Genomic DNA, 11,885 nt, shown 5'->3' on the forward strand with positions numbered 1-11,885 from the left:
TATGTCCATCAAATCCTTCGCTGCGAAATTATTTGCACAATACATTCACAATAAAGTCCAAGCCTGGGCGACCAAACCGGTGGAAACCCAAGAAAAAGTGTTTCGGGATTTAATTGCACAAGCCCAACACACGCAATTTGGCAAAGACCACGATTTTGCCAACATCAAATCGTTTGCAGACTTTGCCGCTAAAGTACCTATTCGCGATTACGAGCAACTACGTCCTTACATTGACCGCGTGGTCAAAGGCGAAGAAGACATTCTCTGGAAAGGCAAACCCATTTACTTTGCCAAAACCTCCGGAACCACTTCGGGCGCCAAATACATTCCGCTCACCAAAGAGTCGATGCCGTACCATATCGAAGCCGCTCGAAATGCCATCTTGAGTTACATACACGAAACCGGCAAAGCCGACTTTGTCAACGGCAAAATGATTTTCCTCCAAGGCAGCCCGATTTTAGAAGAAAAAAACGGCATCAAACTCGGTCGACTCTCCGGGATTGTAGCCCATTTCGTCCCGAAATACCTCCAAAAAAACCGCATGCCGAGTTGGGAAACCAACTGCATTGAAGATTGGGAAACCAAGGTCGACGCCATAGTCGAGGAAACCTTTCACGAAAACATGACCGTGATTTCCGGCATTCCGTCATGGGTGCAAATGTATTTCGAAAAGCTGCAGCAAAAAGGGAATAAACCCGTTGGCGAGATTTTTAAAAACTTTAATTTGTTCATTTACGGCGGGGTGAATTACGAACCGTATCGGGCCAAATTTGAAAATTTAATCGGGCGTAAAGTAGATGCCATCGAGCTGTTTCCGGCTTCCGAAGGTTTCTTCGCCTACCAAGATTCCCAAAAAGAAAAAGGCATGTTGTTGTTGCTCAATTCGGGCATCTTTTACGAATTTGTCAAAGCCGAGGAATTTTTCACCGAAAATCCTAAAAGGTATACTATCGGCGAAGTCGAGCTGGGCGTGAACTACGTTTTGCTGCTTTCCACCAATGCCGGACTTTGGGCGTACAACATCGGCGACACCGTTCAGTTTACGAGTGTACAACCGTATCGCGTTATCGTTTCGGGTCGCATCAAACATTACATTTCGGCCTTTGGCGAGCACGTCATTGGTAAAGAAGTCGAAAGCGCGCTGCAGGAAGCTATGTCGGGTACCAATGTCCGCGTGAACGAATTTACCGTGGCGCCGCAAATCACACCCAACCAAGGATTGCCGTACCACGAATGGCTCATCGAATTTGAAAACGAACCGGAAAACACGGAAGAATTTGCGCTCAAAATCGACCAAGCTATGCGAAAACAAAACACCTATTACGACGATTTAATTGTGGGCCACGTGTTGCGAACGCTTGTGATTACCAAAGTTGCTAAAAACGGGTTCCAGGAATACATGAAATCTATTGGCAAACTCGGCGGTCAAAACAAATTGCCGCGCTTGGCGAACGACCGAAAGATAGCCGACTTTTTTTCCAAGTAGGAGCCAATCGCTCGGGCTGTTATTCAACCATTTTCCTGCTGCCAAAACTCGCTGTAACGGTGTTACGAGCTCAAACAATTTTGGCATCAGGGCTAAAAAACAAACTAAAGGCATGAAAAGAATCGTCTTACTTACGTTCCTGATTTTAAAAGTAAACCTGGTTTTAGGTCAGGTTAAAGGTGTGGTAGTAGACGAAAGCAACAAACCGATTCCATACGTGAATATTTGGCTCGAAAATCAGAGCATTGCCGGTACTTCGGAAGAAGACGGCTCGTTTGTTATTGCTAATCTGAACGGGAATCAAGCCCTTCTATTTACTGCCATGGGTTTTGAAAACAAAACCGTCAATAGTGCCGAGGTTGGCAAAGTGGTGCTGATGCAATCCACCATTGCGTTGAAAGAAGTAAAACTTGAAAACCCGCGTGCCAGTCTCAGCAACCAAATCGATGTGTTTGACCGAAAAAAGGTTCACTTATATTACGGTTTAGGACTTACGCAATGGTCTTTGGCCAAACAATTTACCTTCAATGACACCATCCAAAAAACGCCCTATCTTAAAAAAATCATAGTCAAAACGCAATCCTATGGCGGCAGTTCCTCGGTTCGGGTGAGAGTAACCGCCATTGGCCCCGACGGAAATCCGGGAGAAGATTTAATTCGCGATAACTTAATTTTTAAAATCAAAAGCGGCGACCGAATATCGGAATGGGATGTTTCTCAATACCAACTCAAAATAGACGAGGAAGGTATTTTTGTGGTCATCGAATATTTGTTGGTTAGCGAAAACCAATACATTCTTTACGACAAAAACAAGAAGCCGTATTTGCACAGCAGACCTGCCATTGGGACCATTCCGTCTGAAGAAGTCAGTTTTTGGGTGTATAACAAACAATGGAAAAAAATGGACAAGCGCAACCCGTATAATTATCCCGACGAAGAACATTATTTCAACAAATACATCGAATTAGCGATGAGTTTAAAATTAACCAACTGATGAAAGTAACCTTGTTATTTATATTCTTTTCCATTTCTCTTTCCGCCCAAATCAGAGGCGTGGTGAAAGACAGTCTTACCGGACAACCCATTTCGTATGTCAATATTTGGGTCGAAAACGAGAATATAGCGACCACTACCGAGGAAGACGGCACCTTTACAATCAGTACCATAGGAACGAAGAACCTCATTTTTTCGGCTTTGGGCTATGAGAAGAAAATCCAAAAGGCAGCTGAATCGACCGTGGTGGCTTTGCGTGCTAAAACCTTCGACCTCGATGAGGTAGTCATTTCCAACAGCATCGAAACCAAGCAAATTACCATCGGACTTACCCAAAATACAGTCGCTCAAGCCTTTGATAACGGCCCGAGAATGGACGTGAAGTTTTTCCCGTATCAACCCTCATATAAAAAAACGAAGTACATCAAAAAAGTAACCTTATATACCGACAGTAGAATAGAAGGAGCCACAATAAAACTGCGCTTTTTTAAGGCGGATGAGCATGGTTTCCCGGGAGTTGAAATGCTACAAAAAGATCTGATAGTGACGGTTAAAACCGGCACCAAAAGCAACAAAATAGATTTGTCCGATTACCATTTAGTGATGCCTAAAACCGGACTTTTTGTAGGTTTTGAAAAATTGATGATTGAAAAAAACAAAAAGGAGAAAACCATCGTCGATGCCAATACTCAAACCACAACCATTCAAAAAACCTATTATCCCTTGGTATTGTACAACTATGTGGAACGCGATGCCTTGTTTACGTATTCGGGCGGAAAATGGAATAAGCAAGTCAGTGAAAACAACGCCAATTCAGGAAAGATAAAGGTTTATGAACCGGCAATCAACCTTATTTTAACCAACTAAACGGTAAAAAGCCTATATTTGCGGGTTAGAAAAAAAGAATTAATAAAATGAGCCAGTATTGGTTTTACAATTTTAACCAATGGTTCGCTGGCAAATTACATCTGACACATCAGATAGAATTAACAAAAACAGATGAAAGAAATTAAAAACATTTCGCGCTCCAGAGCGCAAGAGTCGTCGGCGGCTATCGAACGACTGTACATTACGATGAGACATTTATTCAACAGAGGTTTTTACAAACCCATGGGTGTCTCGGGAGAAACCTTACGAGAAGCGTTATTATCTCTAAGGCCCGAAATTTACGGAAGCATCGCAGAAGAAAAAGTAGAACTCAACGGTTTGTTGTATGTGATTGAAAGGCTTCCGGTAGGCATCGAAGAATGTCGATTTATCAACTTAACTTCAGACGAAGGCTACTCCAAATCCCATTTTAAGGCCATCATTCCTCCCAAAAGAAGAAGAAATTGTTACCGCATCGATGAAGAACAAATGAACGTGGAAATCACCCGTGGGCGTTCGGACATCTATGATATTTTGACACACTTGACGTTTATTTTTATCGAATCGCACAAAATCAAAGACCGCGTGTTATTGGATGAAAATGAAGTAGAAGTGACCCGCGATTGGCAAAAGTTAGAGCAAGCGGTTTTGCAAAACAAAAAGCTTTCCCAAACCGAAAAAGAAATCGCCATTTCCCATGCTGCTAATGTGTTGGGCAGAAGTTTTTCGGAAGTGTTAGACATTTACGATTCTTTTGCAACCAAAGAAAAACCGGATCGTTTTTTACATGTTATTTACTGGTTAGGAAAATTAGCCATTGAGGAAATAGTAGACAATAACAAACGCACCATTACCTTTAGTCCGATTTTACGAGAAAGATTAGGACATCACATTCACGGCGAAATTTGGGCGACCAATATCAAGCAGGTTTTAAAAGAAAATCAGCTTTTAGAAAGACCCATTCACATCATCAGTGCCAACATGCACAGTGTGATGAATTCTATTTTCGCTACCACGGTTTTACAATCGAAGTTTAAAGATAAAGACGATTTTGTAATTTACGAAGAATTGAGTAAATCGGGAGCTGATGCCTTGCGAGGAAAAGTAGAAGAGTTTGCCTTAAAGCACGGGATGATTTCTTTGCCCGATCAATCGGGGACCAATATTGACGTTCAAATTTTTGACACGGCGAAAATTGATTGGAAAAAATCGAGTTTTCCAACGGCCAAAATAGGCAAACAAGCACCGGTACTGATTGTTATGGATTATGCTTTCGGAGAACAGGCTTTTGAAACGATCGATGAGCTTTTGAAGCCCTATAAAGAGGGCAAAAGCAAAACCTTTTTAAAGGTGGAGTCGGTTTCTATTATGGGGAAAGCCGGAATTTTAGAAGGCGGAAAAGGCGATATTATGATTCCGTCTGCCCATATTAATGAAGGAACCGCTGATAACTATCCGTTTGAAAACGAGTTAACCGCCGAAATGTTTGAAGGCAATGGGATTCCGGTCTTTTCGGGTCCAATGGTTACGGTTCTCGGCACTTCATTACAAAACAAAGACTTGTTGAAATTTTTCCACGAGTCTACTTGGGAAGTCATCGGATTGGAAATGGAAGGCGCTTATTATCAAAAAGCGATTCAATCGGCCTCTAAAATCAGAAAAAGCATCAATACAGCGGTAAAAGTACGCTATGCCTATTATGCTTCAGACAATCCTTTAGAAACCGGAAGCACGTTAGCCTCCGGCGGATTAGGAACAACAGGCGTAAAACCGACGTATTTAATTACCATCAAAATATTAGAACAAATCTTTAACGTATAACCTTCAAAACATGACTGCTACACCTCAAAACAATCAAGACAACCAAGAGATTGATTTGTCACAACTTTCCAAAAAAATAGGAAGTTTTTTTGAAAACATTACCACTCAAATTTTCAGAGCCTTTTTGTTTTTCAGACGAAATATCATTTGGGTTGGTATTTTGTTTGTCATTGGAGCCGGATTAGGGTATTATTTAGACAAAACAGACAAAGTATACAACAATCAGATTATTGTATTGCCTAATTTTAACTCTACTGACTATGTATATACCACGGTGGAACTCATCAATGCGAAGATAGAAGAAGGAGACACGATTTTCTTGAAGGAAGTGGTTGGAATTAAAGAACCCAAAAAAGTACTCAAAGTTTCTATCTCTCCCATACCGGATGTGTATAAGTTTATCGACAACAAACCTCAAAACTTTGAACTTATTAAATTAATGTCGGAAGACGGCGACATCAAAAAAGTGGTAGGGGAAACCTTAACCAGTAAAAATTATCCGTATCACAGCATTTCTTTTGTAACCAATGGAATTACTTCCAAAGAAAAAACAGTAGACCCGCTCTTAAATTATCTCAATAATTCAGCGTATTACCAAGCCATTCAAAAGGAGTACGTGAATAATGTTAAAATTAAAATAGCTAAAAATGATTCCATCATTAGTCAGATTGACGGATTTTTAAATGCATTTAACAATACGGTTAACGGTTCTCAAAAAAGTGATAAGTTGATTTATTATAACGAAAATGCGCAATTGGCTGATGTAATCAAGGCTAAAGATGAGTTGCTGTTAGAACAGGGAAACAAGAGAATCGAATTAATTAATTTGGATAAAATTGTCAAAGACAACAGTATTATTCTGAATATATTGGACCGCAGTGCAGTTAATAATAAAATGAAACTCATACTGCCATTGTTCTTGATAGGAATTTTTGTTTTAGTATCGATTTTGAAAAAATACTACAAGTATCAAATGGCCAAGATAAATTCATAATCTATGAAAGGTATCATTTTAGCCGGCGGTTCGGGTACACGTTTGCATCCATTGACTTTAGCGGTCAGCAAACAGTTGATGCCGATTTATGATAAGCCGATGATTTATTATCCTTTATCTACTTTAATTTGGTCCGGAATCCGCGAGATACTGATTATATCAACTCCGCATGATTTACCGTTATTCCGACAATTGTTGGGCGATGGTTCGAGTTTGGGCTGCCGATTTGAGTATGCCGTACAGGAAAACCCCAATGGTTTGGCCGAAGCGTTCATCATAGGGAAAGAGTTTATCGGTCGTGATAAAGTCGCGTTGGTTTTAGGAGATAATATTTTTTACGGAACCGGTCTTTCCGACTTGCTTTTGGCCAATAACAATCCGGATGGCGGGATTATTTATGCCTATCATGTGCACGATCCGGAACGTTATGGCGTAGTTGAATTTGACGACAAAGGAAATGTGCTTTCTATAGAAGAAAAACCATTACACCCCAAATCGAACTATGCCGTTCCCGGAATTTATTTTTATGACAACGATGTGGTTGACATAGCAGCCCATATTCAACCCAGCTCACGCGGTGAGTTGGAGATTACCGATGTCAATAAAGAATATTTGAAAAGAGGAAAACTCAAAGTCAGTATACTCGATCGAGGTACTGCCTGGCTGGATACCGGTACATTTAATTCTTTGATGCAGGCCAGCCAATTTGTTCAAGTTATTGAGGAACGACAAGGGTTGAAAATAGGCGCCATTGAAGAGGCGGCCTACCGTATGGGCTTTATTGATGCCGAACAATTAAAAAAATTAGCTCAACCGTTACTTAAAAGCGGCTATGGGAATCACTTATTAAGTTTGATCTAACATGAATTTTATCCCGACAAAACTGGAAGGATGTTTTATTTGTGAGCCTAAAATAATTCCCGACGGAAGGGGCTATTTTATGGAAAGTTTTAACGAAAAAACGTTTGAACAAGGCATTGGGCAAAAAGTTCATTTTGTGCAGGACAATCAATCTTTTTCTTCCAAAGGCGTTTTGAGAGGATTGCACTATCAAACCGGCGAACATGCTCAGGCTAAATTAGTGCGCGTTTTGGCCGGAGAAGTTTTGGATGTAGCGGTCGACATGCGACCGGAGTCCCCTACTTTCGGGCAGCATGTGTCGGTAGTACTATCGGCCGAAAATCAAAAACAATTCTTTGTGCCAAGAGGTTTTGCCCACGGATTTTTGGTATTGAGTGACACCGCCGTTTTCTTTTATAAATGTGATAATTTTTACAATAAAGAAAGTGAAGGCGGCGTGATTTACAATGATGAAACGATTGGTATCGATTGGCAATTTCCTGCAGAAAAGCTCATTATTTCAGACAAGGATAAAGTCCAACCCATATTGGCTAATGCCCAAAAAGTATGGTAGTTTTAGTCACAGGCAGCAACGGACAATTGGGGCAAAGTTTGCAATTTTTGGCGCCACGATTTCCCGAAATTCAATTTGTTTTTTGTACGTCATCTGATTTGGATATTACGAACAAACAAAACTGTGAAGCCGTTTTTGCCCAAATACAACCCCATTATTGTATCAATGCGGCGGCTTATACTGCGGTTGATAAAGCCGAAAGCGAACCCGAAAAAGCGTATAAAATCAATGTGATGGGCGCTAAAAATTTGGCTGAAGTTTGTAAGGCGCATCGCACCATTTTACTTCACATTTCCACTGATTTTGTGTTTGACGGTAAAAAAACCACACCCTACACAGAAACCGATATTCCTAATCCTACCGGAGTTTACGGCAAAACCAAATTAGAAGGAGAAATTGAGATTCAAAAGACTTTGGAACAGCATTACATTATCAGAACGTCTTGGGTGTATTCGCAATTCGGGCATAACTTTATGAAAACCATGTTGCGCTTAGCTTCGGAAAGAGATCGTATTTCGGTCGTAAATGACCAAATCGGAACGCCGACTCATGCAGTAGATTTGGCCGAATGTTTGGTAAAGATAATTTGTCACAGAGAGCTTGTCGAAGTGCAAAAACCCACAAACCATGACTTCGGAATTTATAACTTCAGCAACGAAGGACAATGTTCATGGTATGATTTTGCCCGAGCAATATTCAGTATTAATGATATTTCGATACATTTACAACCTATTCCTACGTCAGAATTTCCTACTCCGGCGAAAAGACCCGCCTATAGCGTATTGGATAAAACCAAGATTAAGACGGTTTTTGGAATAGATATCAAAGATTGGGAATCCAGGATAAGATGTCAATAACGTGAACGGAACTAAAAAAATTTATTGTATTGCACCGGTGTACAACGACTGGGAAAGTTTTGACATTTTGTTAGCCCACATAGCAAAGTTGCAAAACAATGACAGAGAGGCCTATCAATATGCCTTAATTGCTGTAAATGACGGTTCTAATGAGGAACATCAAATAGCCCATCCGAGCTTACCGATAACCATTTTACATCTTAAAGTGAATGTAGGCCATCAACGAGCAATTGCGGTTGGGTTGCAGTATGTTTACAACGAAATTCAAGATGCCGATTATATTGTGGTTTTGGACAGTGACGGCGAAGACCGTCCGGAGGACATTCCGGCTTTATTAGAAAAAGCCAATGTTGAAGGCCAACGCAAAATTATTTTTGCCCAACGCAATAAAAGACAAGAGTCGGTTCTCTTCAAGACAGGCTATTTTTTCTATAAATCATTATTTCACTACTTAACCGGACAAAAAATCAGTTTTGGAAACTTTAGTGTTATTCCGGTCAAACTTTTAGGGAAAGTGGTGCATCAAAGCAATATTTGGAATCATTATTCAGGAGGAATCATACAGTCCAAAATTCCGTATGATATGGTTTTACTCGATAGGGGTAAGCGATACAAAGGTGTTTCCAAAATGAATTTCAACAATTTGATTATCCACGGGTTGAGCTCCATTTCGGTATATTTTGACCAAATTTCCATCAAGATATTAAGACTATCCTTGATTGGGATTGTCCTTTGTTTTTTATCGGTGATGTATGTTTTAGGCGAAAAATTATTCACCAATTATGCTATTCCGGGTTGGGCCTCGAGTCTTATTTTAATCATCTCCGGGATTATTCTCCAACTGTTTTCGGTGACTTTGATTGTGCTTTTATTGCAGCTTAGCACCCGAAAAAATATCAGTTCGCCAAACAGTAAAATTTATTTGGATTTTATTGAAAATATTGAAAAATATTAAGCATGAAAATAATAGAATTTAACAAAGTTAATAAACTCCTGATATTGATTCTTTTATTAGGCTCCATATTCAGATTTTACAAAATTGATTTTCAGAGCATTTGGTTGGATGAAATCCATTCTATTAATGAGTCAAATCCTAACATTCGATTATTGGATTTGTATAGCGTTATTATGTCCGGTGAGCAAATGCCACCACTTTATTTTTACTCGCTGTATTTCCTGTTTAAGATTTTTGGGTACACCACTTTTGTTGCTAGAATGTATTCAGCAATTGTTGGAATCCTGAGTATTTACGCTATTTATTTATTGGGTAAGGAAATGATTAATACCAAAGTAGGATTGATAGTTGCTTTTTTAGTAGCCATCAACCCATTCCATTTGTATTTTTCACAAGAAGTTAGACCGTATATTTTCCTGTTTCTATTTACGACGTTGGCGTTTTATTATTTAGTAAAGTTCTTAAAAACACCAAAAAGGGAAAACGCGTTACTTTATGGACTGTTAGCCGCATTGATGCTTTATTCGCATTTCTTTGGGTTGTTTGTTTTGTTTGCCCAGTATTTGATTCTATTGTTGTTCTTGATTCTTTCCAATAAAGAGAACCGAAAAAACTTCTTTATTAATTCCTTTATTTCGGGGATATTAACACTGGTATTATTCACACCGGCCATAAAGATTCTAATCAAGGTGTCCGAGATAAAAGAGTTTTGGATTCCGGCGCCAACCCCCGAGGTGTATACATTGATATTTAAAGAGTTTTTTGGAAGCTCTGAAATGATTCTAACTATTTTAGGTCTTTTAGTAGTGCTTTATTTCGTCCGATTAGCATCTTTAAACGACACGTTGAATATAACATATGAATCTGTCATAAGCGATAAAAAAGTTTTCAGCTTTGTAATTATCGTAATTTGGATAAGTGTTGTTCTTTTAATTCCATTGATTCGATCTTATCTGTCGATTCCAATGATTGTAAACCGCTATTTTATAGCGTTGTTGCCGGGAGTATTAATTTTACTTTCTATCTCCATCAGCCAGATTAAGAATAAAATCGTTCAAATCACGGTTGTATCATTACTGTTGGTTTTTTCCGCAACTGATACATTGATTGTCAAAAAATATTATTCGGTTCCCAATAAGGCTCAATTTAGAGAAGCCACAGTGTTCATCAAAACCAATAGTAAGGGAAAAGAACCTGTAGTTACCAGCTTGGGTTGGTATATGCCCTTCTTTTTTAAGAACGACAAAGCGAAATTTGAGATAGTTGACAAATCGTTAGATGCATATTTAGCCGAAATGCAGCAGGACACAACCAAGATAAAACCTTTTTGGTATATCGATGGACATGATCGAGTATATAATCCTAGTGAAAAGAGTTTGGCGTTTTTAAACGAACACTTTTATATAGAGAACAATTATGATGGTTTCCAGGCCTGGACCAAGCATTTCATTTTATTGAAAGATGTACCAAAAACTATTGATATTTCTAAATTCAAGAAGATGGAAGAGGTTAATGGAGATCCGTTTAAATTCAATTTGGAAACGTATCAGTACGCTGATAACAAATTGACATTAACAGGTTGGGCTTATTTTGATAATCAGGATGCTAAAAAAACAGAGATTAATTTGATATTGGTAAAAGACCGTAAAGCGATCCGATTGCAGACCCAAAGAGTAATCCGAAAAGATGTAACAGAATATTTCAAAAGCAATTTTGATCTTGACGACTCAGGATTTTCTGTAAATGCAGACACCAGTCTTGAGCCAGGGCACTATAAGGTTGCCATTTATATGGTGAATAGGGAAACGGGCAAAGAGGGCTTGACTTTGACAGACAAAACTATCGTCAAATAAAAAATTAGAATAATCACATTTTAACGCTTAAATTTTTACTTTTGCAGAGAAATATTAAATATTAAATATGAAAACTAATTTTTTTGCAGTTCTATTGGTGGTACTATCCTTAGTTTCTTGTAAAGATGATAAAAAGGAAGGCGAACAAGCATCACCTGAAGCCGAAACTCCGGAAGTAGCCGTAAAACAAAATTTTAGCGTGGAGCTTGATGTAGCGGCGTCCAAAAAAGATGATTTTACCCTCTATTACACTGAAGACAACACCACCGCCTTTACCGGAGAATTGGCCGCATGGCGAGGAGTTCAAGGCGATGGAAAGAGAGAGACAGTAGTGTTCGATTTATCGGAAGAAAAAATTCCTACCGATATCCGTTTGGATTTTGGGATGAACAAAGAACAAGAATCGGTAACGCTTTACAGCGTGAAGATTTCATATTATGGCAACGAGATTAACTTTAAAGGGGTAGACTTTTTTAAATTTTTCATTGAAAGTAAAGACTTTAAAACAGAGTTTGATCAAGGAACCGGAGCCATTAAATTCATTAAAACCGGATCGGAATACAAAACACCGTTCTATTATCCGAGACAAGAGTTAATAGATGCTTTGAAAAAACTAACCACTGTAGCCAGTTAATGGATACAAAA

General features: G+C 39.1%; 11 protein-coding genes. All 11 read left to right on the forward strand.

Going from position 1 to position 11,885, the window contains the following annotated elements; all coding sequences use genetic code 11:
• Position 1: 1 nt before the first annotated feature.
• The 11 genes from QHT84_RS01595 (at position 2) to QHT84_RS01645 (ending at position 11,874) form a co-directional block, all read left to right on the forward strand.
• On the forward strand, positions 2-1,486 hold the full coding sequence (locus tag QHT84_RS01595) for a GH3 auxin-responsive promoter family protein (RefSeq protein WP_283237786.1): 1,485 nt from the start codon (positions 2-4) through the stop codon (positions 1,484-1,486).
• 112 nt (positions 1,487-1,598) lie between these two features.
• Positions 1,599-2,480, forward strand: a complete 882-nt coding sequence (locus QHT84_RS01600; protein WP_283237787.1) for a carboxypeptidase-like regulatory domain-containing protein — start codon at positions 1,599-1,601, stop codon at positions 2,478-2,480.
• On the forward strand, positions 2,480-3,346 hold the full coding sequence (locus tag QHT84_RS01605) for a carboxypeptidase-like regulatory domain-containing protein (protein ID WP_283237788.1): 867 nt from the start codon (positions 2,480-2,482) through the stop codon (positions 3,344-3,346). Before QHT84_RS01600 ends, QHT84_RS01605 begins: the two co-directional genes overlap by 1 nt.
• Positions 3,347-3,478: 132 nt before the next feature.
• Positions 3,479-5,167, forward strand: a complete 1,689-nt coding sequence (locus QHT84_RS01610; RefSeq protein ID WP_283237789.1) for a DUF6909 family protein — start codon at positions 3,479-3,481, stop codon at positions 5,165-5,167.
• A gap of 10 nt (positions 5,168-5,177) precedes the next feature.
• Positions 5,178-6,161 (forward strand): hypothetical protein, encoded by a 984-nt coding sequence (locus QHT84_RS01615; protein ID WP_283237790.1) that lies wholly within the window; start codon positions 5,178-5,180, stop codon positions 6,159-6,161.
• A gap of 3 nt (positions 6,162-6,164) precedes the next feature.
• Complete coding sequence (rfbA, locus tag QHT84_RS01620; RefSeq protein WP_283237791.1) at positions 6,165-7,022, forward strand: glucose-1-phosphate thymidylyltransferase RfbA; 858 nt, start codon at positions 6,165-6,167, stop codon at positions 7,020-7,022.
• A gap of 1 nt (position 7,023) precedes the next feature.
• Entirely contained in the window at positions 7,024-7,575 is a 552-nt protein-coding gene (rfbC, locus tag QHT84_RS01625) for a dTDP-4-dehydrorhamnose 3,5-epimerase (protein WP_283237792.1), read from the forward strand.
• Positions 7,569-8,432 carry a dTDP-4-dehydrorhamnose reductase gene (gene rfbD, locus QHT84_RS01630; protein ID WP_283237793.1) on the forward strand — a complete coding sequence of 288 codons (864 nt, stop codon included), beginning with the start codon at positions 7,569-7,571 and terminating at the stop codon, positions 8,430-8,432. The genes rfbC and rfbD overlap by 7 nt, the downstream gene beginning before the upstream one ends.
• A 1-nt stretch (position 8,433) precedes the next feature.
• Entirely contained in the window at positions 8,434-9,387 is a 954-nt protein-coding gene (locus QHT84_RS01635) for a glycosyltransferase (protein WP_283237794.1), read from the forward strand.
• 2 nt (positions 9,388-9,389) lie between these two features.
• Positions 9,390-11,240 (forward strand): glycosyltransferase family 39 protein, encoded by a 1,851-nt coding sequence (locus QHT84_RS01640; protein WP_283237795.1) that lies wholly within the window; start codon positions 9,390-9,392, stop codon positions 11,238-11,240.
• A 67-nt stretch (positions 11,241-11,307) separates the two neighbouring features.
• A complete protein-coding gene (locus QHT84_RS01645; RefSeq protein WP_283237796.1) occupies positions 11,308-11,874 on the forward strand; it encodes a hypothetical protein in 567 nt (188 codons plus the stop codon).
• The last annotated feature ends 11 nt before the right edge of the window (positions 11,875-11,885 follow it).

The organism is Flavobacterium sedimenticola, from assembly GCF_030053345.1.
Classification (GTDB): domain Bacteria; phylum Bacteroidota; class Bacteroidia; order Flavobacteriales; family Flavobacteriaceae; genus Flavobacterium; species Flavobacterium sedimenticola.

Excerpts from the sequence above, each read along its gene's own strand:
- QHT84_RS01595 (WP_283237786.1), top strand. The coding sequence starts at position 2 with ATGTCCATCAAATCCTTCGCTGCGAAATTATTTGCACAATACATTCAC.
- QHT84_RS01600 (WP_283237787.1), top strand. The coding sequence starts at position 1,599 with ATGAAAAGAATCGTCTTACTTACGTTCCTGATTTTAAAAGTAAACCTG.
- QHT84_RS01605 (WP_283237788.1), top strand. The coding sequence starts at position 2,480 with ATGAAAGTAACCTTGTTATTTATATTCTTTTCCATTTCTCTTTCCGCC.
- QHT84_RS01610 (WP_283237789.1), top strand. The coding sequence starts at position 3,479 with ATGAAAGAAATTAAAAACATTTCGCGCTCCAGAGCGCAAGAGTCGTCG.
- QHT84_RS01615 (WP_283237790.1), top strand. The coding sequence starts at position 5,178 with ATGACTGCTACACCTCAAAACAATCAAGACAACCAAGAGATTGATTTG.
- rfbA (WP_283237791.1), top strand. The coding sequence starts at position 6,165 with ATGAAAGGTATCATTTTAGCCGGCGGTTCGGGTACACGTTTGCATCCA.
- rfbC (WP_283237792.1), top strand. The coding sequence starts at position 7,024 with ATGAATTTTATCCCGACAAAACTGGAAGGATGTTTTATTTGTGAGCCT.
- rfbD (WP_283237793.1), top strand. The coding sequence starts at position 7,569 with ATGGTAGTTTTAGTCACAGGCAGCAACGGACAATTGGGGCAAAGTTTG.
- QHT84_RS01640 (WP_283237795.1), top strand. The coding sequence starts at position 9,390 with ATGAAAATAATAGAATTTAACAAAGTTAATAAACTCCTGATATTGATT.
- QHT84_RS01645 (WP_283237796.1), top strand. The coding sequence starts at position 11,308 with ATGAAAACTAATTTTTTTGCAGTTCTATTGGTGGTACTATCCTTAGTT.